Annotated in this window: 17 protein-coding genes and 3 pseudogenes; 10 read left to right on the top strand and 10 right to left on the bottom strand. The window is 62.9% G+C overall.

The window, feature by feature from the left end; translation table 11 throughout:
- Window positions 1-12: 12 nt before the first annotated feature.
- Together BM348_RS17290 and BM348_RS17285 are read left to right on the top strand one after the other, a co-directional pair.
- Window positions 13-150 (top strand): annotated as a pseudogene (locus BM348_RS17290) (IS6 family transposase); the annotation flags it as partial.
- Between the two features lie 46 nt (window positions 151-196).
- A pseudogene (locus BM348_RS17285) lies at window positions 197-929 on the top strand (IS6 family transposase).
- A 232-nt stretch (window positions 930-1,161) separates the two neighbouring features.
- Here the strand turns inward: BM348_RS17285 and BM348_RS17280 are convergent.
- Window positions 1,162-1,818: a helix-turn-helix domain-containing protein gene (locus BM348_RS17280; protein WP_092906825.1), complete on the bottom strand. Its 657-nt coding sequence runs from the start codon at window positions 1,816-1,818 to the stop codon at window positions 1,162-1,164.
- Window positions 1,819-2,146: 328 nt separating this feature from the next.
- Between BM348_RS17280 and BM348_RS17275 the strand changes: the two genes are divergently transcribed.
- Window positions 2,147-2,476, top strand: coding sequence for a hypothetical protein (locus BM348_RS17275; protein ID WP_175507236.1), 330 nt, complete (start codon window positions 2,147-2,149; stop codon window positions 2,474-2,476).
- 36 nt (window positions 2,477-2,512) lie between these two features.
- Here BM348_RS17275 and folP read toward each other — a convergent pair whose 3' ends face one another.
- Window positions 2,513-4,945 carry a dihydropteroate synthase gene (folP, locus tag BM348_RS17270; RefSeq protein WP_092906823.1) on the bottom strand — a complete coding sequence of 811 codons (2,433 nt, stop codon included), beginning with the start codon at window positions 4,943-4,945 and terminating at the stop codon, window positions 2,513-2,515.
- Between the two features lie 89 nt (window positions 4,946-5,034).
- On the opposite strand from folP, the gene BM348_RS17265 reads away from it, so the two are divergent.
- Complete coding sequence (locus BM348_RS17265; protein ID WP_092906821.1) at window positions 5,035-6,246, top strand: alanyl-tRNA editing protein; 1,212 nt, start codon at window positions 5,035-5,037, stop codon at window positions 6,244-6,246.
- A gap of 286 nt (window positions 6,247-6,532) precedes the next feature.
- A complete protein-coding gene (locus BM348_RS17260) occupies window positions 6,533-7,510 on the top strand; it encodes a formyltetrahydrofolate deformylase (protein ID WP_092906819.1) in 978 nt (325 codons plus the stop codon).
- A gap of 406 nt (window positions 7,511-7,916) precedes the next feature.
- Here the strand turns inward: BM348_RS17260 and BM348_RS17255 are convergent, their stop codons facing one another.
- Entirely contained in the window at window positions 7,917-8,297 is a 381-nt protein-coding gene (locus tag BM348_RS17255; RefSeq protein ID WP_092906817.1) for a Rid family detoxifying hydrolase, read from the bottom strand.
- A 93-nt stretch (window positions 8,298-8,390) separates the two neighbouring features.
- Between BM348_RS17255 and BM348_RS20770 the strand changes: the two genes are divergently transcribed.
- Window positions 8,391-8,576 (top strand): hypothetical protein, encoded by a 186-nt coding sequence (locus BM348_RS20770; RefSeq protein ID WP_139231226.1) that lies wholly within the window; start codon window positions 8,391-8,393, stop codon window positions 8,574-8,576.
- Window positions 8,577-8,651: 75 nt separating this feature from the next.
- Here the strand turns inward: BM348_RS20770 and BM348_RS17250 are convergent, their stop codons facing one another.
- The 5 genes from BM348_RS17250 to BM348_RS17230 form a co-directional block, all read right to left on the bottom strand.
- The gene (locus BM348_RS17250; RefSeq protein ID WP_092906815.1) at window positions 8,652-10,286 is read right to left on the bottom strand and encodes a BCCT family transporter; all 1,635 of its coding nucleotides are present in this window, start codon (window positions 10,284-10,286) and stop codon (window positions 8,652-8,654) included.
- A gap of 270 nt (window positions 10,287-10,556) precedes the next feature.
- Complete coding sequence (gene ilvA / locus BM348_RS17245) at window positions 10,557-11,801, bottom strand: threonine ammonia-lyase (protein WP_092906813.1); 1,245 nt, start codon at window positions 11,799-11,801, stop codon at window positions 10,557-10,559.
- 31 nt (window positions 11,802-11,832) lie between these two features.
- Window positions 11,833-14,388, bottom strand: coding sequence for a GcvT family protein (locus BM348_RS17240; protein WP_092907228.1), 2,556 nt, complete (start codon window positions 14,386-14,388; stop codon window positions 11,833-11,835).
- Between the two features lie 180 nt (window positions 14,389-14,568).
- Window positions 14,569-15,507 carry a bifunctional methylenetetrahydrofolate dehydrogenase/methenyltetrahydrofolate cyclohydrolase gene (locus BM348_RS17235; RefSeq protein ID WP_092906811.1) on the bottom strand — a complete coding sequence of 313 codons (939 nt, stop codon included), beginning with the start codon at window positions 15,505-15,507 and terminating at the stop codon, window positions 14,569-14,571.
- Between the two features lie 1,001 nt (window positions 15,508-16,508).
- Window positions 16,509-17,246, bottom strand: coding sequence for a creatininase family protein (locus BM348_RS17230; protein ID WP_092906809.1), 738 nt, complete (start codon window positions 17,244-17,246; stop codon window positions 16,509-16,511).
- Between the two features lie 89 nt (window positions 17,247-17,335).
- On the opposite strand from BM348_RS17230, the gene BM348_RS17225 reads away from it, so the two are divergent.
- On the top strand, window positions 17,336-18,325 hold the full coding sequence (locus BM348_RS17225) for a succinylglutamate desuccinylase/aspartoacylase family protein (RefSeq protein ID WP_092906807.1): 990 nt from the start codon (window positions 17,336-17,338) through the stop codon (window positions 18,323-18,325).
- Here BM348_RS17225 and BM348_RS17220 read toward each other — a convergent pair.
- Window positions 18,260-18,856 (bottom strand): annotated as a pseudogene (locus tag BM348_RS17220) (anthranilate synthase component I); the annotation flags it as partial. The gene BM348_RS17225 and the pseudogene BM348_RS17220 sit on opposite strands and share 66 nt — an antisense overlap.
- 233 nt (window positions 18,857-19,089) lie before the next feature.
- Here BM348_RS17220 and BM348_RS17215 point away from each other — a divergent pair.
- From BM348_RS17215 to BM348_RS17205, 3 genes are all read left to right on the top strand, one after another.
- Window positions 19,090-20,313, top strand: a complete 1,224-nt coding sequence (locus BM348_RS17215; RefSeq protein WP_092906805.1) for a hypothetical protein — start codon at window positions 19,090-19,092, stop codon at window positions 20,311-20,313.
- Window positions 20,314-20,773: 460 nt separating this feature from the next.
- Window positions 20,774-21,907 (top strand): aromatic ring-hydroxylating oxygenase subunit alpha, encoded by a 1,134-nt coding sequence (locus BM348_RS17210; RefSeq protein ID WP_092906803.1) that lies wholly within the window; start codon window positions 20,774-20,776, stop codon window positions 21,905-21,907.
- Window positions 21,908-21,959: 52 nt separating this feature from the next.
- Complete coding sequence (locus tag BM348_RS17205) at window positions 21,960-22,319, top strand: hypothetical protein (RefSeq protein WP_092906801.1); 360 nt, start codon at window positions 21,960-21,962, stop codon at window positions 22,317-22,319.
- Between the two features lie 93 nt (window positions 22,320-22,412).
- Here the strand turns inward: BM348_RS17205 and BM348_RS17200 are convergent, their stop codons facing one another.
- On the bottom strand, window positions 22,413-23,210 hold the full coding sequence (locus BM348_RS17200; RefSeq protein WP_092906799.1) for a hypothetical protein: 798 nt from the start codon (window positions 23,208-23,210) through the stop codon (window positions 22,413-22,415).
- Window positions 23,211-24,060: the final 850 nt, after the last annotated feature.

Genomic DNA, 24,060 nt, shown 5'->3' with positions numbered 1-24,060 from the left:
GGAAGAGATTAAAACGGCGACTGGTCTTGGTTATATGCTACAATAGATATCGATACGAAGCTGATCCTCGACGTTGCATTGTTTGGATCGCATGGCACCGATCCGGCGACTGCGTTCCTGGTTAGACTCTGCGAGAAACAGGCACTGTCTAGTTAGTGCGGTTTGAGAAGCGAGCAGGTCGGAGAGTTAGTTTAGAATGACACACGTAGACCTGTTCAGCGAGTGCTACGCGGCGGAATTTGATGAAGCTTGGGAGCGTGAGCAGACAGCGATTGCGTCAGGGTGTTCGCCGTCCGGCTCCACGCGACCGGGTGTTCGCTTCGAGAGACACAAGCGATTCTTCACTTGATCGGCGTAGAACGCTCTCATCATGCGATCTGGTACGGGGTACATCGACTGGCTGACAGCGTGCCAGACCCGCCGACGTCCACGAGAGTAAAGCTCTCGTGCGGCCCATCAGAACGCGATGGGTTCTGAGGACGGCTTCGCCGTCGCGGGTCGCCATTGATTTAACAGCTGTCAAGATCAACGGCAGTTGGCCTTGGTTATACAATACAATATACCTAGACTCACGACTGATTCTCGATGTCGCAGTGTACGGACGACGAGGCACCGATCCTACCGCTGTATTCCTGCATCGATTGGCCGAAAACCACGATCTCGATAACACTGTGTTTCTCGTCGATGGCTACGGCTATCTGACTGCCCTCTCTCGGTTAGTATGGAGCGATCAGCTCGACTACGTTAATCGAAACCTGCTCGGAAAATGGTTTCAGACGTTTAAGACGCGAGTTGACCGCTTCCATAACTCGTGGGTGGGCAGTCGGGCGAGCGTCAGAGACTAGCTTGAACAGTTCGTACACTATTATAACACACAACGACCGCATCAATCACTCAACAGACAAACGCCAGCCGAGGTACTAAACTAGACAGTGCCCGAATCAGTCAAATATACTTAATATCATATGCTGTCCGCTGATCATCGTGTTAGTCGACACGGGAGCCAGAAATCATATATGTGTTTTATAAGATAGTAGTCCAGTCTATTTGGCCCATTTCTGAGCTCCTTCCTCTTCCTTTCACTAAATAAATCCCATTATATTTATTATATATCAAAACCCGTCTATAGTGAGTTGATAACACATGAATGGTAGCGGGCCGTCAGTCGGAATCTATGTCCATCAACGCCGCAGAGATCAAGTTTCTCATCCCGCGTCGAAGCCGACCGCTCATCGCGGTCGAGGAGACGCCGACCTCGTCGGCAACTCCGCTGAGAGCTGTGTCTCGAGGTTCGTTGAAGTACCCGCACCTGTATGCTGCTTGCAGTGCTTCGATCTGTTCGTCCGTCAGTCCGAACGAGATGTCCTCTTTGGCTCCCGTACTCCCGTGTACTTCGATGAGTTCGAATTTCATCTCGCACCCCTCGGCGTACTCCCAGATCGTATTGAGCGCCTCTCGGTCCGGGAGCTGTAACTGGACGAACCATCCGCGACGCCTGGTTTCCGTACGTAACATGAATCCGTTCACTTCCGTGAGGATCCGACTCAGTAATATGGTCTCGTCCGGATGTTCGATATAGTAGATGAACATATCGTCGTTCGCGTCGACGAGTTCGTAACTATCAACTGTCGGATCGGAATTGAGGTGACGCTCTAACTTGTCGCGATCATCGTACTTGATGAGAAACGGAAAAACGTCCGAATCCGGATCGGTGTTCGCCTGCGTTATCACTTCGATCTCGATACCATCTACGCTCTGTAACGTCGGGACCAGAGCGAGTTTATCGTGTTCGGCGTAGGCTTTTACGGTGATAGGCATCTCTTCGACAGTGGCTTCGTCTTGGTTACTGAGCGGCCTCGATCGTCGGTTCGATATCGGCTCGTCGATCGTGTATCGTTCGTCTTCACTGTACTCTCTCGTTGCTTTGGGAACATCATAAGAGTATGCTCGAGTCAGTCGGGTCACGGTTAGCGGCGGCGACACAGCGGGAAAAATAAATGGTGGACCACACACTATGTATACGATGGCGAACAGATCCGGGGGCTGTAAGATCGATCGGATCGTCCGAGAGCGAGAACTCGACGACTTCGATCAGCGACTCCTCGAAGTTCAACGAATCGATGCAGCGTTCTCGACGTGTTGGACTATGAGAACGTCGAACGCGTCTGGGTCGAAAGGTTCATCGGAGTCGGCGACACACTGTCGACGACCGGCTTCGAGCTACACGTCGTTCGCTCGAGCGAGAGCGGCGTCCGCGTCCGAGGACACGGTCGACAGCCTGAGCGAGAGCGAGCGGGAGGTGAACGGTCTCGTCATTGATGCAGTCGAAATGCTCGAGGCGGACCGGATTCGCGGTCTGCTGGACTACTTCGAGGATCACACCGAGTACGTCGTCGCCGTCCTCCCCGAGGAGTCGAGGGAACTCGAGGAGACGTATCCAACGGTATCGACCGCTTCGTTCGCCGCCCGTTCGTGACCGTGGTCGCTTCGTTCTGGTTCCCGACGTAGGGGGTCAGTATCGTCTGTCCGCCGTGCGGACCGTCCGAACCGCAGCGGCGTTTTCCGGGACGTCGTGAACTCTGATGACGTCGGCGCCGCGTTCGGCCGCCATAGTCGTCACAGCGAGCGTCGGCGGTAATCGCTTCTCGGGTTCACAGCCGACGCGATTGAACATCGACTTCTGAGAATGGCCAATCATGACGGGACACCCCAACGCGCGCAACTCGTCGATCCTGGCAGCCAGTTCCAGGCTTTCGGCAGGGTCCTTTCCAAAGCCGAGCCCGGGGTCGACGACGATCTGCTCCCGATCGAGTCCCGCGCGTTCCGCGAGCAACACCGTCTCCGTGAGTTCGTGAAGGACGTCTTCGACGACGTCATCGTAGGTGGCGGTCCGATCGGGATCGACGGGCGTCTCGAGGCTGTGCATGACGACGAGCGACGCGTCGTGGTCGGCCGCGACGAAGCGCATCTCCGGGTCCTCGAGTCCGGAGACGTCGTTGACGATGTCGGCGCCCGCCTCGAGGGCGGCGTCGGCGACCGCCGCTTTCCGCGTGTCGACCGAGATCGGGACGTCTAGGCCCAGATCCGCGACGCGTTCGATGACCGGGATGACGCGGTCGATCTCCTCGGCAATCGAAACCGGCTCGGCGCCGGGACGTGTGCTCTCGCCGCCAACGTCGATGATATCCGCGCCGTTGCCGGCCATCTCGCGGGCTCGGCGGACCGCCTCCGGCACGCGATCGTACTCGCCCCCGTCGTGAAAACTGTCTGGCGTCACGTTCAGGATGCCCATGACCGCAGGGGTTCGATCCCACGGATACCGATCGCGATCAGCTCGGTCGTCGACGCGGTCGTCGTCTATCACTCGCCGGAGTTGGGCGGCGACGTGTGCGAGACCGTGGTCGGAGTCTGACAGTTTCGTGAGCAGCTCTCGGAACTGCGACGACGTCCCGGAGAGGACCGTCGCGACGCGGCGATCGGCTGTCTCGGCGTCCGAACGGACGCACGTTCCGCCGATCGCCTCGAATACCCGTTCGACTCGCTCGGCCTGCGGACCGCGCAGATAGGTCTTTATCGTTCGGTGGACGGTCTCGTCCGCGACGGACTCGGCGGTCTCCGCGCTGACGGCCGCGCTCGTGAGCACGTCCCGCGCCTGCTCCGCGGTGTCCGTCCGCTTCGGGATCTGGAGCCGCGTCCACCGGTCGCGCGCTTCGGCGACCGCGTACAGCGAGCCGGTGACGAGGACGCAATCGTCTTCGTCGGCCGCCGATAGCGCCCGCTCGGTCGCCTCGAGAACGGACTCGGCGCAGTCGATCGTCGCCGTGCGATCGTCGAACGCGGCCGCCAGGGCGGCCGCGTTCTCGGCTCGGGGCACGTCCGGCTCACAAAGATAGAGCCCGTCGGGGGACGGCAACGCCGTCGCCATTCCTCGGTGATCCTTCTCCCGCATCGCACCGAAGACGAGGTGAAGATCGTCGAACGAGTATCGGTCGACGAGCGAGGCGAGCGTCTCGCAGGCACCCGGATTGTGCGCGCCGTCGAGGATCGCGAGCGGCGCAGTCGACATGACTTCGAACCGACCCGGCCAGTGGGCGTCGCGAAGACCGCGTTCGATCGACCCCGGATCGACGCCGGCGACCTGATCGGCCAGCGTCGCCGCGACGCCGGCGTTGGTCGCCTGATGGGGGCCAACGAGCGGCAGCCTCGTCTCGAGCGACCACTTCGGTCCCGCGATCGAAATCTCGCTCTCGATCGGCGATGCCAGCCCGTGCTCGCGGGCGACCACGTCAGCGACGTCGCTTCCGACGGTAATCGCGTCCGTCTCCGAACGAATCGCCTCGAGGGCCGCTCCCGACGCGCCGGTCACCAGCGGCGCATCGGCTGGCGCGACCTGTGCCTTGTCGCGGGCGATTTCCTCGATCGTGTCGCCGAGGATGTCAGTGTGCTCCAGCGAGACGCTGGTCACGGCGCTCGCGACGGGATCGACGGCGCTCGTCGCGTCGTATCGGCCGCCGATGCCGACCTCAAGGACGGCGACGTCAACGTTCTCAGTTGCGAAGTGGTGGAGCGCAAGCGCCGTGAGAACCTCGAAGTAGGTCGGCGTATCGTCTGCCTCGCGGAGCCGTTCGACACGGTCGTCGATTTCGGCGACAAACTCGCGGACCCGCTGTTTCGGAATTTTCCGGCCGTTGATCTGGACTCGTTCGCGCAGATCGTTTAGATCAGGCGACGTATAGAGGCCGACGTCGAGTCCGGCGTCGCGAAGAATCCGTTCGAGCATACATGCGGTGCTCCCCTTCCCGTTCGACCCGGCGATCTGGACGCAGTCGAGGTCTGCTTGGGGCCGGTCGAGATGCGTGAGCAACGCGGCGGTCGTTTCCGTTCCGAGCTTGGGTCGACGCCGCTGTAGCGACTCGAGGTAGTCGACCGACTCGTGATACTCCATACCACAGGTGCCACCGGCGACTTCATTAATGTGTCGCCGAACCGGGACCTCCACATGGTTTATAACGGTGTGTGCTGTCAGTCAGCACGATGGCTTCCGAATCGAGAGACAATCGCGCACCGGGCGAGCCGTACGTGACGGAGTTCGAGGCGACGGTGCGGTCCGTCGACGAGACCGATGTTCGGCTTGAGGAGACGTACTTCTACGCCGAAGGTGGTGGCCAACCGGCCGATCGCGGGACGTTGGACGAGATCGACGTCGTCGACGTACAGACGCGCGACGGCGAGACCGTTCACACACTGGCGACGATGCCCGACTTCGAGGCGGGCGACGACGTGATCGGCTCGATCGACAACGAGTTCCGGACCTACTGTATGCGGGCGCACACCGCCAGTCACGTGCTGTATGGCGCCGCTCGCGAACTGTTCGACGACCACGGCTACGGCGGGTTCGACATCGACGCGGAGAAGGGCCGTATCGACTTCGAGATCGACCGCGACCCGGACGAGGTGAACGCGCTCACCCTCCAGCGGATGGTCAACGAGGTCGTCTGGGAGTCGAGAGACGTCTCTTGGCGGGAGATGGACGCGGCTCAGGCCCGAGATCGCGACAAAATCGTCTTCAACGAGACCGGCGCGGCCGAGACGACCGAGACCGTCCGCGTCGTCGAGATCGACGGCTGGGACGTTGCTGCCTGCGGCGGAACACACGTCGAAAACACCGTCGAGATTGGGGCCGTAGAGATCCTCGAGGTGTCGAATCCGGGATCGGGTCTCGTGCGCGTCGAGTACGCGGTCGGCCCGGCCGCCGTTCGCGCACGGCTCGAGGAGATGCGGGCCGCGACCCGAGCCGCCCGAACGCTGGAGACGAGCGTCGAGGGACTCCCGGAGCGAGCGGCCAGCATCGTCGAAGAGGACACAGCCCTCGAGGCGGAGGTCGACGCCCTGCGCGATCGCCTTCTCGAGAACCGCCTCGAGTCGCTGGGCGACGACACCGTCTCGAAGGGCGGCGAGGAGTGGGTGGTCGGCGAACTCGATATCGACGGTATCGGCCCCAACGACGTGTCGGAGCGCGTGCGCTCGCTCGCGGGCGATATCGGCGACGTGATCGCGCTGACTGGCGTGAACGGAAGCGCGTTCGTGGTCGTCGGCACGACCGGTGAGACGGATGCCAGCGAACTCGTCGACGACGTCACGGCGACGTTCGGCGGCGGTGGCGGTGGCGGACCGACGTTCGCACAGGGCGGCGGTCTCGAAGACGAGCCGACCGCCGTCGTCGATTACCTCCGAACGGAGGCCTGAGTTCTCTCGGCCCGATCGGAGACGATCGCCGACCGACCCGAACGCTGCTTTTCATAGTGTCGGTATTTCGAATGGAAGAGCCGGTCGGCAAACACGTCCTATCCTCCCGATATCAGGAGAGCCAAGCTTCTTTAACGGCGATCTGGAACAGGAGAATGAATGCCACTAGCACAGAATGCGCCGTTCGCCGCGGCGACAGACCGAGTAGACCGATCAGCACGCGCCACCGGATCGGCCGAGCGAAGCCGACCGCCGCGACCGAGGACGGGTCCCGGAGGTGGGAGCGATGACTCGTGAGCGGACCGAGATCACGATCGTCGGCGACGACAACTCGGAGATAATCGCCGACGTGACGTCGCTGCTGTTCGAACGCGACGTGGACATCGTCGACCTGGATCAGGCCGTTCGGGACGGCACGTTTCGGATGACCATGCAAGTCGACGCGTCCGAGATGCCAGTCTCGCAGGAACGACTCCGGACGGACCTCGACGCGCTCGGCGACGAGTTCGGCGTCGATGTCCAAGTTCGATTCCCGTCCAGTTGCGAGGATCAGTCCATCGCCGTGCTCGTCACCAAGGAGAGCCACTGCCTGGAGGCCCTCCTCGAGCGCTGGGCGAACGACGAACTCGGCGCCGACATCGGGGTCGTCATCGGAAATCACGGCACGCTCCGCCCACTCGCGGAGGAGTACGACGTCCCCTTCCACGACGTCGGTGACGAGAACGGAACGCCGGACGAGAACGAGCTCGTCGACCTCCTCGCGGAGTACGAGACCGATCTCATCGCGCTGGCCCGCTACATTCGGATCCTCTCACCGGAGGTCGTCTTCCGGTACGAAGACCGCATCATCAACGTCCACCCCTCGCTGCTGCCGGCGTTCCCCGGGGCAGCCGCCTACCGGCAGGCCCTCGAAGAGGGCGTCCGGATTGCCGGCGTCACTGCTCACTACGTGACCACGGACCTCGATCAGGGACCGATCATCGCCCAACGGGCGTTCAACGTCCCCGCTGACGCGACCGAAGCGGACCTCAAGGACCGCGGCCAGCCGCTCGAGGCGGACGCTCTCGTGGAGGCGATTCAGTTGCACCTCGAGGACGAGATCGCGGTCGAGGGCGGACAGACGAGAGTCGTCGATCCGAACGCGACCGACGCCCAGCTCGGTGCCCCGACGGAACTGGATCGGGTGAATCCCAGCGAGCCGGTCGACAGCCGCGAGGAACTCTCCGCTGAAGACGGTGACACAACGGCCGTCGCCGACGACTGATGGGTTTCCTCCCGCGATAGCGTTCTCTTCGATTCCCTCGAACTCGAGTGAGCGGCGCGACCCGATCGGTGTAACCGAGACGAACCGCCGTCGGATACTGTCTCGACGGCAACTGACCTCGGGCCTCGAGACGCGCTCGACGGACAACCGATACCACTGACAACGTTATGAAGTCTCGAACATGATGCGGCGTGTGCTTCGCGTAGCGGTTCGTTCTATCGAGGAATCGTACTGGCGTCCGTGAGGACTCGACAGTCGGCAGACGGGGAAGCCCCGGCGAACGATCCCACCGGCAACTGACATCTCGAGCGGTCGTATTCTTCGTTCTCGCTTCGCTGATCGTGATCGACGGAACGAAACGGAGGGACAGACGGATCGATTTCGGACCGGTGCTCGCCGCGGTCGCCTATTCGACAGCCGCGGTCGCTTCGATCTCGATCGCCGCACCCTTCGGGACGCGGCCGACTTCGACCGCGCTCCGAGCGGGCGGCTCCTCGCTGAAGAACTCGCTGTAGACCTCGTTGAACTCCTCGAAGTCGTCGATGTCGTCGAGGAAGACCGTCGTCTTGAGGACGTCGTCCATCGACAGGCCTTCCGCCTCGAGGATCGCCGCGACGTTTTCCAGGCACTGTCTCGTCTGGTCGCCGACCGATTCGTCGTCCAGCAGGTCGCCGTCCGCGGTCAGCGGGAGCTGGCCAGCGGTGATGAGGACGTCGTCGGTTCTGGTCGCCTGACTGTACGCGCCAACGGCTGCCGGTGCGTCGTCGGTGCTAACGGTTCGCATCACAATAGGGTACCAGTTCGGGTCTCTTAAATGTCGGTTCCGTTCCACGTCTAGTTAGCAGAATTATATTTTGTGAAGATCCGCGTGGGCACCCCCGTGCCCGCGACTCGCGACCTCAGGGAGGCCGAAATGGAAACCGTCACCGAGCGCATCGTCGACGTGCTCGACGCGCCGTCGTCCGGCGTGGTCGCCGAGGGCGTCTCATCGTGTGTTGACGACCCTGCCAGAAGTTTCCAATCTACGGTTCGACCGTTCCGCCGGTTCGGCTCGGACGGCTACTGACGTCTCGAGGCGGGTGCTCCGAACCGCATCCGGAGCCGACTACGCGGGCGACAGTGACCGAGACCGCGGAAACGGTCAGTCGTCGGATGGATCAGCGCCCTCCTGCTCGGTCGGCTTGAGTTCGGGGTTCGGGAGAGAGACATCGTCCTCCTCGCGGAGGAACAGCGGCCGGCGATCGCCGAAGGAGACGATCATCGCGACGACGGCCAGGATGGCGATGATCGAGAACGGACCGCCGGTGATGATCGCGGCCTGCTGGAGCGCGTCGACGCCGCCGGTGACCATCAGTAGCGACGCGAGCGCGCCGATGAGGAAACCCCAAATGACGCGGTTGATCGTCGACGGGCTCTCGGCGCCGCCGGTTGTCAACATGCCCAGCGCCAGCGTCGAGGAGTCGGCTGACGTGACGAGGAACGTCGTCACGAGGACGAGGAACAGCACCGTCAGCAGGCCCCCGAGCGGAAGCGCCTCGAACAGCGGGTAGCCGGACCCGGCCTCGCCGAGTTCATTGATGACGGAGAGAATGTCGGCTCGGCCGTTCTCCTGAAGGAAGATGGCGGTGCCGCCCATCGTCGCGAACCAGGGAATCGTGATGCCGGTCGAGGCGATCACGCCCGTGACAGCGACCTGTCTAACCGTCCGGCCGCGGGAGATGCGGGCGATGAACAGGCCGACGAACGGCGTCCAGGAGAACCACCATGCCCAGTAGAAGACGGTCCAGCTGCCGACCCACTCGGCGACGCCGCCGCCCATGGTAGTCTCGGCGCCGGTGTAGAAGCTCATCGTGACGAACTGGTTCGCGTACGCGCCGAGCGCTTCGGTCCCGACCGACATGATGTACGCCGTCGGGCCGAGGACGAACGTCGCGACGGTCACCACGCCGAATAGGACCATGTTGAAGTACGAAAGCCGACGGATGCCCTTCTTGATGCCGAGTGCGACCGAAATCGTGAACGCGACGGTTAGGCCGGTGATCACGATCACCGTTCCGAAGTCGCCGACGTTCACGCCGGTCATCCACTCGACGCCGACGAGGAACTGGCTCCCGACCAGCCCCAGCGTCGTTGCGACGCCGCCAATCGTCGCGAACACCGCGAGAATGTCGATGACTTTCGCGATCGGACTATCAAGGTTGTCGAACCCGACCCACGGAGCGATCACTGTCGAAATACGCATCGGTGCATCGTATCTGTACGCGAAGTACGCGATCGGCAGCGCCATAACGACGTAGGCGGTCCATGCGGAGAGTCCCCAGTGGAAGAACGTGTACTGGATCGCGCTGACGGCCGCTCCCGACGACTGGGCCTCCGCGCCGACGAACGGCGAGACGGCGTCGTAATGGAAGATCGCCTCAGCCGGTCCCCAGAACACGATCCCGGCGGCGATCCCGGCGGAATACAGCATCGCGAAGTACGCGGGGAACGAGAACTCCGGCTTCTCGTCCGGGGCGCCGAGCTTGATGTTCCCCCAGGGACCGAATATCAGGAACCCAACGAAAGCGACGAGCAGGAACATCGCGACCAGGTACCACCAGCCCGCCACAGTCCACAGGAAGTCGTTCACGCCGGTCATGTACCCCGTCGTGGTATCCGGACTGACGAGGAACGCGAGCACCGCGACTACCGCGGCGACGAAGCCGACCGCGAACACCGGCGTATCAAGCTCGTCAACGAACTGTCCGAACGGCCCCTTCTGATCTGATTGTGCCATTCTCGATCACCCCATTACAGACAGTCGGCACTGTTCGGCCACCCGTGTGGGCGTCTCCAGTCCGGAGCCGAGCGGATCGCTTCTCGGTTCCGGGCTCTCGGTACGTCTCGGATTCGTCCACTCCCTAGTTCCGGTCATCGTTTGTCACTGTCACGCATGAGTTGTCTCTATCGTTCGTTATAAGCCTGACCTTCTATCTGTTGTCGAACATATTGTGCGCGGTGAACTGCCTCTCCGGGCGTGATTGCGCACTATATATGTGATATTTGATTATTTGCGGTTGATGTCCTCGACGACGTACCCTTCCTCTTCGATTGCATCGATGATCGTCGCAGCGTGTTCGGCACCGCTGGTCTCGATCTGAAACACCAGGTACGCTTCGCCGACGGTGAGGTCCTCGACCGCGCGGTCGTGCCGAACCGTCTGGATGTTCGCTCCGTGGTCGGCGATGACTCCCGAGATGACGTCCATCTTTCCGGGCATGTCGTCGATTCGGACGCGAAGCCGCAGGATCTGTCCCCGCTCCGTGAGCGCGTGGATGAGGATCGTCTGCAGCATCGTCATGTCCAGGTTCCCGCCGCCGAGGACGGGCATGACGGTCTCACCGCTGACGTCCAATTGGTCGCTCAGGACGGCCGCGACCGACGCGGCGGCCGCGCCCTCGACGACCTGTTTCGCGCGCTCGAGCAACAGCAGGAGCGCGTTAGCGATCTCCGCGTCGGAGACGGTGACGACCACGTCGACGTGGTCCTCGATGAGTCCCAGTGTCAAGTCGGAGATCCCGCCGGTCGCGATCCCGTCGGCGATGGTATCGACTTCGTCGAGCGTGACCGGGATTCCCTTGTCGAGACTCTCGTGGACGGTCGCGGCCCCCTCGGCCTGGACGCCGACGACGCGCGTCTCGGGAGAGAGGCGTTCGAGAGCGGTGGCGACGCCGCTGATGAGTCCCCCGCCACCGATGGGGACGACGACGGTGTCGACATCGGGGCAGTCCTCGTGGATCTCGATACCGAGCGTCCCCTGTCCGGCAACGATGAGCGGATCGTCGTACGCGTGGACGAACTCGACGTCGTTGTCGGCGGCGTACTCCTGGGCGTACGTCATCGCCTCCTGGAAGTCCTGCCCGACCAATTCGACCGTCGCGCCGTAGCTCCGCGTCGCGTCGATCTTCGCCTGCGGGGCGTGGGTCGGCATCACGATCGTCGAGTCCGCGCCGCAGTTCGTCGCCGCGAGAGCGACGCCCTGTGCGTGGTTGCCCGCGCTCGCGGCGACGAACTCGTCGGCTCCGTCGTCGACCGCCCGGCTGATCTTGTTGTACGCCCCACGGGTCTTGAACGAGCCGGTCCACTGGAGGTGCTCCATCTTCAGATACACCTCCGCGTCGACCATCTCGCCGAGCGACGTGCTCCGCTCGACTGGTGTCCGCTTGACGACCGTCTCGTCGTCGAGGCGGTCGCGTGCTCGTTCAATGTCCGCGTACCGAACTAACGATTCTCCGTCGTGAAATTCGCTCATGATTGAATTTGTGGCTGTTGGTCGTCGAACGCTACCGGATGATCTTGTCGCGGCCGGGATCGAACAGCGGCTCGTCGCGGACCGTCGCGTCATAGGTCTCCCCTTCGCACTCGATCTGCACCGACGTCCCGGCGTCGGCGTACTCGCTGGGCAAGTAGGTGTAGGCGATCGATTCGCCGACGCTGTAGCCGTAGTCGCCGGCCTGAACGTAGCCGACGGCCTCGCCGTCAGCGAACACCGGCCGGCCGCTCAGCATCGCGTCCGTCGAATCGTCTAGTGTCAGGCAGGCGACCTCGGTGTCGATGCCCGCCTCTTTGGCCTCAACGAGCGCCTCTCTCCCGATGAACTCGGTGTCGAGGTCGACGGCGAAGGGAAGGCCGGCCTCGAGCGGGTTGACGTCCGTGTCGATGTCAGTCCCCCACAGGCGGAACCCTTTCTCGAGGCGCATCGACTCGAGGGCGCCACCGCCCATGGGCCTGACGTCTAAGTCCTGCCCGGCCTCCCAGAGTGTGGTCCAGAGCTTCCGTCCGTACTCGGAGGGGGCCCACAGCTCCCAGCCAAGTTCGCCGACGTACGAGACCCGTAGCGCGATCACGGGGATGTCACCGACGTAGAGCCGCTTGCAACTGAAGTACGGGAACTCGTCGTTAGAGACGTCGGTATCGGTGACTCGCTGGAGCAGCAGCCGAGACTTCGGCCCCCACAGTCCGACGGTGCACTTCGCGGATTCCTCGACCGTCACGGAGACGGTGTCGGGCGCGTGGTCCTCGATCCAGGAGCCGTGGATACCCGGCGAGTTGCCGCCGCCGGTAGTCACCATGTACTCGCCGTCGCCTATCCGGGCGACGGTGATGTCGGCGAGAATGGTTCCGCCCTCGTTCAGTATCGTCGAGTAGCGGACCCGACCTGTATCGATCTCCATGTCGTTGCTACAGATACGCTGGAGAAAGTCGCCGGCGTCCTCGCCTTCGACCATGATCGAACTGAACGTCGTCATATCGAACATCGAGACGTTCTCGCGGGTGTGGAGGTGCTCGGCTCCCTCGATGGGAGAGCGGTTGATCCCCTGCCAGCCGTCCCGTTCGGGGATCTGCTCCTCGTACTTCTCGACGAGGTCCGCGTTAGACTCGTACCACTGGGGCGTCTCCCAGCCGCCGCTCTGGTAGAACTCGGCCTCGAGGTCCCGCTGGTGGTCGTAGAACGGACTCACGCGCAGTCCGCGGCGGTCGTCGGGTTGCCACCGCGGTTCGACGATGCTGTACACCTGCTCGTAGCGCTTTCCACCGCGATCCGTGAAGTAGTCCTTGCTCCCGGCGTGGGGCTCGAACCGATTGACGTGGATGCCGCTCGTGTCGACGGGTCCGGACGGGAGTCGCGGGACGCCGTTCTCCATCCACTCGGCGAGGATCTTCCCGTAGCCGCCGGAGTGGGTCCACCAGATCGCCAACCCGGTCCAGAGCCCGTCGACCGCCGCCGTCTCGCCGAGAACCGGCATCCCGTCGGGCGTGTAGACGAAGATCCCGTTCTCCGTGATGCGGAAGTCTTTGTCCTCGGTCGCGGGCAGCAGTTCGTCGAACGCCTGCTGGGGCGACTTCTCGCGATTCGGGTGCGTCGCCTTCGTCCAGTGCTTCTCGGTGAAGGTGTGGACCGACGCCTGGCTGTCCTCGTCGTTTGTCCCCATCTCGTCCGGGTCGACGACCAGCGGCTCGTGGTTGTACGAGCCGAGACCGTAGCCGTCGCCGTGAGTGCGGAAGTACAACGAGTTGTCCTGGTCCCGACCGACCGGCCGATCCGGCGGCTGGGCCATGGACTCCGTAATCTGGCTATCGCCGGGGACCTCGAGGCCGATGGTGGCGTCGCCGATCACGTCGCTGGAACCGTCGTCGAGTTCCGCGAGCGGCTCCGTGACCACGTACTGGTGCTCGACGGGAGCGATCGGCAGGTCGAGGCCCGCCATCTGACCGGTCTGGTACGCCCAGTTGTTCGTCGCGAGGACGCACCGGTCGCACTCGATACGGCCGTTGTCGGTGACGACCGCCTGGATCTCGCCGCCGCTGGCCTCGATGTCCGTCACCTCGGTGTCGCCGAAGAACCGCGCCGACGACGTCTCGATGTACCACTGCAACGCGTCGGTTCCATCGACCCGACCGTCGGTCGGCGAGTAGTACCCGCCGAGGATCTCGTCCTCGTCGACGAGCGGGAGACGCTCCGTGACCTCCTCGGGCTCGAGGAGTTCCGGCTCCGGCAGCCCGTACGAGGTGGCCCACTCGACGCGTCGCTGGAGGAAGTCCATCCGTTCCTCGGAGCGGGCGAGTTCGATACCGCCGACCTCGGTGTAGACGCCCGCGTCCTTTAGCAGTCGGCTCGTGTAGTGGGCCGTCTTGGTCTGGATCTTCGACGGCGACGTCTGGAACATGATTCCCGGCGCGTGCGTCGACGAACCGCCGGTCACCGGAAGCGGTCCCTGATCGACAACGACCACGTCATCTGCACCGAGTTCCGTCAGGTGGTAGGCGATACTACACCCGACGGCCCCGGCGCCGATGATCACCGTCTTCGCTCTCGATGGCAAGCTATCTGTACTCATGTGATACCCACACATGACACAGTCCCTCTCATAAATATACCGTTGCCTTAAGTGAAACCGGCGAGCGAGGCCGTTTTGCGGAGCAATTCGCGAATTCCACAAAAGAAAATATTGTTGATACGTTTTTGCGAACGCGGCATCGTCACCGGTTCGATCGGGCCACCGCGTCTGCGACGACGGTCACGGGAGCGATACGTCGACGTCAGCTCGCAGACTCGCCGCCTTGATCGTATTGTAGAGGAGCATCGTGATCGTGAGCGGCCCGACGCCGCCAGGGACCGGCGTGATCGCGTCGGCCTTCTCCTTCGCGCTCTCGAACTCGACATCACCGACGAGTTCGTACCCCTTCTCCGTATCCGACTGGTCAGACTCCGTCTGACTGTCCTCCGAACGTCGTTCGGAGACGTCGACGCGGTTGACGCCGACGTCAACCACGGTCGTTCCCGGCGAGAGCATCGAGCCATCGATCAGTTCCGGAACGCCGGCGGCCGCGACGACGATGTCCGCGTCTCGCGTCTTCGCCACGAGATCGTCCGTGCGCGAGTGACAGACCGTCACCGTCGCGTTCCCGGTATCGGACTTCTGGACGAGGAGATTCGCCATCGGTTTCCCGACGATGTTCGACCGGCCGACGACGACGACGTCCGCACCCTCGGTCTCGACGTCCTCCGCCTCGAGCAGTTTCTGGATGCCGTGGGGCGTACACGGCTTGAACCGCGGCGCCCCGGTGACCAATCGACCGACGTTCTCTGGGTGAAACCCGTCGACGTCCTTCCGCGGATCGATCCGCTCGAGGACGGCTTGTCGGTCGACGTGATTCGGGAGCGGTAACTGCACGAGGATCCCGTGGACCGCCGGATCGCCGTTCAGTTCGTCGATCCGATCGAACAGCGCGTCGGCGGGCGCGTCCGGATCGAGTTCGTGGTGGATGCTCTCGATCCCGAGGTCGTTGCAGGCCCGCCGCTTCATCGAGACGTAGGTCTCGCTCGCACCGTCGTCGCTCATCAGGACCGTCGCCAGTCCCGGCGTCACGCCGGCGTCCGCGAGTGTCTCGAGGCACGGTTCTAGGTCTGCAGTGATACGATCCGCAATCTCGTTTCCGTCGATAATCTGTGTCATAGCTGATCTCGTTTCGATCGCTACGGGCTGTCCGCTCGAGGAGGCGAGGCGCTAGGCCCGAACCTCGCTCGGGTGTCGGTGCCATCGCTCGTCGAAACGGACCGCATCGACCCGCAGTGATGCCGACTGAATGGATTTCAGGAAGGATAATTAATCCACGTGTTGATCGCCGCTCCGTTCCCAAACCGGATCGTCCGAGCAGACGCCCGTGTCTCTAATCGGTCGCTACGATCGGTCTCACGGTCAGGTTCGGCGAACTTATTTGTACACCAGTAGTATTTGCGGTGGAAACTTATCTGTCTCTCTGCGGTCTCCCCGAACGGCGCCAGACGGTGGTGCCGAAACCGGGACGGTGGAGTCCGCAACCGCGACCAGCGACACCGCCCCGTCTCCCGGGCCCTGCCCCGGTTCCCGGGTCCTCAGCCTTACTGGGTTCCGCCTTCCCTCGTACTTCGGCGAGTGGGTGCTGACGGTGTCACCTCGAGCTGTCAACAGTAGCGAACAATGAACGACGCCGAGCGGATCCAATCGCTACCGAGACCCGGTCGGCTACGCGAGTGAGAGGGAGTGAAAAGCGACAATGATCCGGAAGAACGCGTTCATGCGGTGTGGCGGACCCGTCAACCGACCGACGACGTTACGACAGCACGCGCTCGCGTTCAGGGTTGTACAGCGGTTGTGCTGCATTCGACGATGCCGATGCCGACGATAACCGTCTTTGCCGAACCCGGCAAACTAGATCGTGTATTTACAACCTCCATTGTACGATACCAAAGACAGACAACGAGAGCTGTCCAGACGGTCACCGATCGCCAACAGCGGGTCAGCGTGCTAACGGATGGAGTTTCGCGACCGATGCCGATGAGGTGCGATCGCTCGATCGAATAACAGCGATAACCATGTGAAAAGCGAACGCTCGAGGCGACGGTCTCGCGGCGACACCGACGGCGAGGACCGTCTCATCGAGAGTCGGGGATCGGCCACGCCGTCGCGGGATCCGGTCACCGGTGGGCGGGACGGTCGAGATCCCGGTCAGCGACGGTCTTCAGCAACGCTATCAGCGCGTCGGCCGCCGCGTCGAGCAGCTCTTCGCCCAGTTCTGCGCTCGCCTCGCGCGGATCGCCGACGACGCCGTTCTCGGTGAACTCGGCCGAGTCGAACGCGAGATTGACCCGTCCTTGCCAGTCGCCCCAGCGATCGCTTCCGTTCTCGGCGGCTTCCTCGAGGCGGTCCTCGCGGATGGCTCCTGGATTCGCGTGCTGTACCAGCGCCGTCTCGAGCGGCCCGCCGTGGCCCATACGGGAGCTGTGTTCGCCGACCTCGTCGAACCACGTGAACGGCGCGGCGTAGGCGTCGTCGGATCGAGTGATCTGACCGGCGACCTCCCGGAGGGCGCTCGTATTCCCGCCGTGTCCGTTGACGAGAACGATTCGATCGAATCCGTGGTGGGCGAGGCTCTCGACGATATCGCGGACATACGACTTGAACGTCGACTCCGAGGCCCAGAGCGTGCCGGTGAACTGCCGGTGTTCCGCAGCGATACCGACGGGGACCGCGGGCGCGACCGCGACCGACCCCTCGTACCGCTCCGCGGCCGCGTCCGCGACCACCTCGGCGTTGAGCGTGTCAGTTCCCAGCGGTGCGTGCGGACCGTGTTGCTCCGTGCTCCCGATCGGGAGCAGTGCGAGGTCCGTTTCGACCGCGTCTATCTCCGTCCACGTCGCTCGCTCGAGATGCATACGGTCGATCGCTGTACGCGTAGTCGCATAAAACATACTTCCTCGAGACACGTGCAAACTTACAAGTCCGAACGAGGGGTTGAACGAGTATGGAGTACGAGACTGTCACCCACGCGACCGCCGAGCGCCGTCTCGCTCGCTTGCCGTCCGGGACGGACGTCGCGGTAACCGTCCATCGGTACGACGGCGGAGCCGGACCGACCGCCTACGTGCAGGCCGCACAGCACGGCATCGAACTCAACGGAACGGCTGCGATGCGTCGGTTGCACCGTCACCTGCTGACCGCGGACCTCGCCGGCACGGTGATCGCCGTGCCGGTCGTCAATTCGCTCGCGTTCGATCACGGATCGTACGTCACGCCGCAGGCGGTCGACGCAGTTAACTCCAACTGTAATCGCGTCTGGCCGGGCGACGACGCGGGAACCCTCCAGGAGCGGATCGTCGCTCGACTGTGGGAGGTGATCGAACCGGCTGACGTCGTGATCGATCTGCACACCGGAACCCCGGACATGCTCGAGCACGTCAGATTCCAGCACGGGAATCGGAAATCCCGGACCCTCGCGGCAACGTTCGGGGCCGACTATCTCCTGACCGACGCCCCGTCCGACGGTGAACCGGAAGACGACACAGCGGACGACGGCGCGGCCGACGAGTCGTTTCAGGGCAAGCTCCGAACGGCCGCCGCGCGGGCCGGGATTCCAGCGATCGTTCCGGAGCTCTCGAACAGTCGCCAGATCGATCACGACGCGGCACACCGCGGGGTCTGCGGGCTCCGGAACGTCCTCGGGGAACTGGGGATGCTCCGCGAGGAACCGGGGCCGACGCCGTCGCAGACGATCCTCCGAAACGACGAGGGACGGATCGGTACCGACGCTTCGGGGCTCTTCGAACCGAACCCGGAGGTCACCGTCGGTGATCGCGTGTCCGCGGGAACCGAACTGGGGACGGTGTACTGCCCCTCGACGTTCGAGGAACGCCAGCGCGTGACGACGACCGACGCCGGCGTGATCTACTCGCTCACCCGCGAGTCCGTCGTGACCGCCGGCGAGAAGGTCGCCTGTATCGCGGAGCGAGCGTGATCGGCCGTCGACCACGGGACAGGCGGTCACTCGGAGTTCCGTTCCGCCGTCGTCATCACGCGGTTCGCTCCACGCGACGACCCGGTCGAAGACACCCAGTTGAAGCCGCGGCAACCCGCGTTCGGGGGTCGTCGTCGACGGTACCGACTCGAGTTCTCTGGCGACGTCGTAGGAGAGCCAGCCGAACGCACCGCAAGGATACGGCACCGAGCAGTCTCCGTGCACCAACTGCTCGCGCTCGAGGAGCGCGTCGATCGTTCGGATTGTTGGACTCTCGCCGTCTCGATCGAGCGCGTTCGCAGTTACTCGAATTCGTTCGACGGGATCAACACCGAAGTAGTCCCAGCCGGACTGACCGCCGGTCGTCTCGAAGTAGAAGCCGTCAGCCTCGTCGGTCCGGGCCCTGCAGTAAGCGTCGAACGGATCGCCGACGGAGATGCGTACCTCGACTGGGACGCGAGCGCCGTCCGGTGCGCACTCGGCAGTCTTTGCGAACGATTCACTGTCAGTTATAACCGTAATCGTGCTCATGACAGATACCCGCCACCGGGATCGGCCGCCAGCCGTCCCGGAAGCGTTCGTCTCAGGAGCGCAAGGGGAGAGTATGAAAATATTGTGTCACGAGTAGCCACACCACGATATAACGGGTGCCACGACGATTGGAGCGTATCACCGTTCTAGGACGGGTTTTCCGAGAGACATATGAATGGGTGAACTATTCCTCATGTACCCTTATCCCAAATAGGTGTGTGATTACGAGTATCATGGGAGTCTGTGACTCGATTGAGAAACTCTCTCGAACGATCGAACGATACGAGGCGGACGGAGGCGAGATCCATCGCGTCGACGCGACGGTTCGTGGGGACGGTGACGAACCAAGCATGACGATCGACGTCGTGGTTCCACTGTGTTCGGCCGCAGGAGTGTCGGCCAGCGAGACCGAAGCGACACCGCGAGCGGCGACGGTCGGGGAGAACGGCGGTTTCTGCCTCGAGTTTCCGCCATCAGCGGTGCCGGAGATAGACGAGTTCGTGCCCGCGGACGCGTCGTGTGTCACGGAGGGAGCAACCGTCACCTCGGAGGGGACCGTCGTCGTCACGTTCGACCTCAGTATCGGGGCGAACGCGGAGCCGAGCAGTGAGACCGCAAACGGGCATACCGAGTCCGACGAGAACGGAAGCGAATCGACCGACCCCATCGAGTGCGATCGCCCGGATCGCGAGGCACCGGTCGATTCGTTCGAGGGGACGGTAACGACCTGCGAGTCGAAGTCGGCGACCGAAAGCGAGGACGAACGCGTGCCCGATTCCCGCGATCGATCCCCCTCAGATCCGGCTCCGAACGCGGTGACGAGCGACGTCACGATCGACGACGAGACCGAGCGCGCAATCGCGGCCGCACGGAACGAAGACCTGCCACCGTACGACGACGTCGAGTACCTCGCGTGTCTGTACGACTCCTTCGATACGTTCACTGCGATGGCGGAGGTGCTTGAGATGGACGTCGCGTCAGAGACCGTTCGGCGATACATGATCGACGCTGGCATCCACGAGCCGACGTCCTACGAGACGAACGCATCGGACGAGGATGACGCGACGACCGACGGTTCGGAAACGACGACCGGCCAGCAGAACGGCACCGCCGCTGAAGACCGGAAGCCGGCGACCGACGGCGAACCCGATCGACCGGCGACGGCGGACGATTCGGCCGCGTCCGTCCCGGAGAAACAGCTCCTCGCCGACGGGATCGGTCTTCCCGAAGACGTCGAAATCAACGAACTGATGGACGCGCTCGAGTCGTCCATGACGTTACACGACGTCACCCGGAATCTCAGCCTCGAGCGCGGTCGAACTCGCGAACTGCTCGAGCAGCTGAACCTGCTCGATCTCGTCATGAAACGCGTCTACGACTCGGACGAACCCACGCGACACCCCTCGCGAAACGAGATCGCCGATCGGATCCGCGAGAGCGTCACCGACGGCCAGTAACATGAGCCGCCGTCGGAGGACTCCCGAAGCGCTAACAGCGCGCATCACCCCCTTTCCCACTGCTCCCGCTCTCAGACGCCCAGTAAACCATGGGCCACCGAGATGGACTTGGTGCCCGTGACAGGGACACGCTGCACAGGACACTGGCCGACTCGTCTCGACGTGCCGCAATCTCTCCTCGACCGCGACGCGATCGGTTTCGACGACCGTACGCGCGAAGTCACGACTCGAGGCGACCGAGCCCGTGGACGACGTGATCGAACGGACGGGAACCTCGTTCCGGCGCGTTCATCTACCGATGCTCGCGGACGCTGGAATCATCCGCGACGCCCCGAAACGGAACGGACCGCGTTATCGGAACGGAAAAACGGGTCCTCTCCCCAGGTCGGTTATCCACTTATATTCATGTTCAATATCACTGGTTAACCGTTTTTAGGTCCCATTGTGTTATTGGTATCGTATGACACAGTGGGACGACTCCCAGACGAAAGCAGTGAGCGAGGACATCACGGACGATGCAAACGCGCTGCCGGCCCGGTATTTCACCGATGGCGACGTCTTCGAGATGGAAAAAGAGAAGATTTTCGGCCAGTACTGGGTGTACGCCGGCCACGCCAACAGCATCAGCGATCCCGGCCAGTACTTCACGCGAACTATCGGCGAACGCCAACTGATCATCGTCCGCGGTCACGAGGGGGATATCAAGGCGTTCGACAACGTCTGCGCCCACCGCGGCTCGAAGATGGTCGAGGATACCCCGATGACCGATCCCAGCGAGGGGAAGCGAATTCGGTGCCCGTACCACCTCTGGACGTACGACCTGAACGGGAACCTTCAGAGTACGCCCAGAAGCTTCGAGGAAGCGGGCTTGAACCCCGATCTCGAGGACGACGAAATACAGGAGTTCGATTGCGAGTCAAACGGACTCAACGACGTCCACGTCGATAGCATCGGGCCGCTGCTCTTCGTCAACCTCAGCGAGGATCCGATGCCACTGGCCGAGCAGGCCGGCGTCATGAAGGATCGACTCGAGTCCCTTCCGCTGGGAGAGTACGAACACGCGACTCGGATTGTCTCGGAGGTCGAGTGCAACTGGAAGGTGTTCGCGAGCAACTACTCGGAGTGTGACCACTGCCAGGCCAACCACCAGGACTGGATCACGGGCATCTCGCTCAACGAGTCCGAACTCGAGGTCAACGACTACCACTGGGTCCTCCACTACACCCACGCCGAAGACGTCGAGGACGAGATGCGGATCCACGACGAGCACGAGGCGCAGTTTCACTACCTCTGGCCGAACTTCACGGTCAACATGTACGGCACTGCCGACGGCTACGGCACCTACATCGTCGATCCGATCGACACCGACCGGTTCCAGCTCATCGCGGACTACTACTTCCGCGACAGCGAACTCTCCGAAGAGGAACGCGAGTTCGTCCGCACGAGCCGCCAGCTCCAGGAGGAGGACTTCGAACTGGTCGAACGCCAGTGGCAAGGCCTCAAAACCGGTGCGCTCGCGCAGGCCCAACTTGGCCCCAACGAACACACCGTCCACCGCTTCCACCAACTCGCGCAGGAAGCCTACGACTCGTGATAGTATCGCCTCTGTATAACCGACCGACGTTGAAACACGACATTCAGAACCCATGAGTACCCAAGATCAGGCACCGTACGTCGCGTCCTGCCCGGAGTGCGACGTCGATCTACGAACCGAGACGCCGAACGAAATCATCGAGTTTTACCGCCGTCACTACCGCGTGACGGGCCACGACGTGGAGTTCGAACGCGCACAGATTGATCTCGCCGCCGACGTCGCTACCGACGATCTCAAGGACGTCATCTGGCAACTGCAAGAGCAGTACGAGAACGGCGTCCCGATCGGCGTCGTCGCGGGGGTGATGTCCGACCGAGGGGTCTCGATCGGCGAGACGTTAGACGAGATCCACGAGGTGCGGATGACCGGCGGCCTGTACGAACCGCAGGACGATCACCTCGGTGCGTTCTGACCGACCATTTTCGTTCGTCTCCCGGCTCACTGACTCGCGTTCGATTCGAAACGCCAGACGACTCTCGTTCACCACCGTCGCTCGTCACGGCGGTCACTCCTCGCAATCGGTCGTGTCCGTCTCGGGCCACTTCTCGTCGGGATCGATCGGTTCCACCGCTCGAACGAGTTCGTCTTCGGTGTAGTCGCGGTCCTCGAGCCGCATGCTCCGGATCCGCCACTGACGGCTCAGTTGCGGTTCGCCCTCGGGCCCGACTCGCCCGCCGTGAGTCCTGAAGAAGGCGCCGTCGCGGCCGAGCCGCTTCCCCTCGTAGGTGTGCTGGTCGAAGACGGCGTCGTACGTCTCGCCGGGCTCGAGTTCGTCGACGGGGTGGTCGTAGCGGGGCTCGCGGTCCTCCTCGCGTGCGGCGGCGCGTTCTTCGGAGAGTTCGCCGAAGTAATCGTCGGCGTGTGCGGCCTCACGAGACGACGGCGCTCGAGCGGCCGCTAGGGCCGCGTGGACCGCACAGAGCCGCCCGCGCCAGGAGTCCGGCGTCCACCGTTCGCGGGCCAGTTCCTCGTACCGGGCCACCGTGAGCGCGACCTCGTCTCCGGCGCGCAAGTCCTCGACGACGTAGAGGTTGATCCGGTCCCAGAAGTTCCAGGCGTAGCCCGAACGGACCAGTTCCCACGCAGCCCACGCCGCGACCTCCTCGTCGGACCGCCGAACCGCCTTCTGAAGGAGGCTCGAGACGACGTAGCGGTTCGCTCCGGACTTGGTCTCGTTCTCACCGAGTTCGTCGCCGAAGTCGTCGTGCTCGGGCCCGGCATCGGAGCCGGCGTCGGTCGTGTCCGTCTCGTCGGTTCGAAGTTCCCCTTCCGTGCCGAACGTGGCCTGTTTTCCGTCGTCCATACTCGGTTCTCTCGCCCGTCGACCGAAATAGTTGACTGCTTCGACCGACAGGCGGGCGACTCACGCCGACTGACCGTGCCCGACGGTCAGGGTAATCATTCCGCTCTGAGAGGTGGGAGGTACCCGCACCACCTGCAGAGCCGTCCGGTTCGATCCTGGGGAACCATCGCGGTTCGCCCACGAACTTGTCTGCTGGCACCAGGCGGGATCGCTATCGCGTTGATCGTGAACTGACCGAGATCGCGGACGAGTCGAGCGGATCGAGTGCGTTCGTGAAACACATCGTGACAGATTCGATACTATGCGAGTTCGCGAACGTCACGGAACGGTCACCGATCTCCGGTCGCGGTCTCGATATCATAGAATCGAACAGCGAACGGCTTCGTACGGACGATTCCGGTCAGCGATCTCGAGCCGATAAGGAATTACATGCGTATACTTGTAATAGGTCGCGTTTACGACCGACGTTCTAGTGTCGAGTCCGAACACGTACGGATGACAGAAATCCGATCGATAGCTCGACGTTCGAACGACTCAACCGTTCTCGTCGGCCAGCGGACCTGTCGCCCACATCGGCGCGTGGGGGCATTATCTGCCGCTGACCCCCATCGCGTGCCGAATTGCAGCGTCCGAAAGAGGGCGTCCAAGGTCGTGGTAGCCGATAGACCGTGGCGAACTGGGACACCGAAACTGCGATCCTGCCTCCCACGTTTACGCAGTCGAAAAGTATAGGCGATATCCCGTCGTCCATCCGTGATCGGACGGATCCGGCAGCAGTTCTATTTCCGTCTCTTCCGCACCGAACTCGGAGTTCCATTCGAAAACGCAGCCAGAGCTATCGCGCTCCATC

Origin of the sequence: Halostagnicola kamekurae, from assembly GCF_900116205.1 — an archaeon.
Classification (GTDB): Archaea; Halobacteriota; Halobacteria; order Halobacteriales; family Natrialbaceae; genus Halostagnicola; species Halostagnicola kamekurae.
This window is presented reverse-complemented; position numbering and strand designations above follow the sequence as displayed.

What these genes read in the sequence shown, in the direction of transcription:
- folP (WP_092906823.1), bottom strand. Translation starts at nt 4,945, where the DNA reads ATGGAGTATCACGAGTCGGTCGACTACCTCGAGTCGCTACAGCGGCGT.
- BM348_RS17215 (WP_092906805.1), top strand. Translation starts at nt 19,090, where the DNA reads ATGGGAGTCTGTGACTCGATTGAGAAACTCTCTCGAACGATCGAACGA.
- BM348_RS17275 (WP_175507236.1), top strand. Translation starts at nt 2,147, where the DNA reads ATGAGAACGTCGAACGCGTCTGGGTCGAAAGGTTCATCGGAGTCGGCG.
- BM348_RS17260 (WP_092906819.1), top strand. Translation starts at nt 6,533, where the DNA reads ATGACTCGTGAGCGGACCGAGATCACGATCGTCGGCGACGACAACTCG.
- ilvA (WP_092906813.1), bottom strand. Translation starts at nt 11,801, where the DNA reads ATGAGCGAATTTCACGACGGAGAATCGTTAGTTCGGTACGCGGACATT.
- BM348_RS17225 (WP_092906807.1), top strand. Translation starts at nt 17,336, where the DNA reads ATGGAGTACGAGACTGTCACCCACGCGACCGCCGAGCGCCGTCTCGCT.
- BM348_RS17240 (WP_092907228.1), bottom strand. Translation starts at nt 14,388, where the DNA reads ATGAGTACAGATAGCTTGCCATCGAGAGCGAAGACGGTGATCATCGGC.
- BM348_RS17280 (WP_092906825.1), bottom strand. Translation starts at nt 1,818, where the DNA reads ATGCCTATCACCGTAAAAGCCTACGCCGAACACGATAAACTCGCTCTG.
- BM348_RS17265 (WP_092906821.1), top strand. Translation starts at nt 5,035, where the DNA reads ATGGCTTCCGAATCGAGAGACAATCGCGCACCGGGCGAGCCGTACGTG.
- BM348_RS17230 (WP_092906809.1), bottom strand. Translation starts at nt 17,246, where the DNA reads ATGCATCTCGAGCGAGCGACGTGGACGGAGATAGACGCGGTCGAAACG.
- BM348_RS17205 (WP_092906801.1), top strand. Translation starts at nt 21,960, where the DNA reads ATGAGTACCCAAGATCAGGCACCGTACGTCGCGTCCTGCCCGGAGTGC.
- BM348_RS17250 (WP_092906815.1), bottom strand. Translation starts at nt 10,286, where the DNA reads ATGGCACAATCAGATCAGAAGGGGCCGTTCGGACAGTTCGTTGACGAG.
- BM348_RS17210 (WP_092906803.1), top strand. Translation starts at nt 20,774, where the DNA reads ATGACACAGTGGGACGACTCCCAGACGAAAGCAGTGAGCGAGGACATC.
- BM348_RS17200 (WP_092906799.1), bottom strand. Translation starts at nt 23,210, where the DNA reads ATGGACGACGGAAAACAGGCCACGTTCGGCACGGAAGGGGAACTTCGA.
- BM348_RS17235 (WP_092906811.1), bottom strand. Translation starts at nt 15,507, where the DNA reads ATGACACAGATTATCGACGGAAACGAGATTGCGGATCGTATCACTGCA.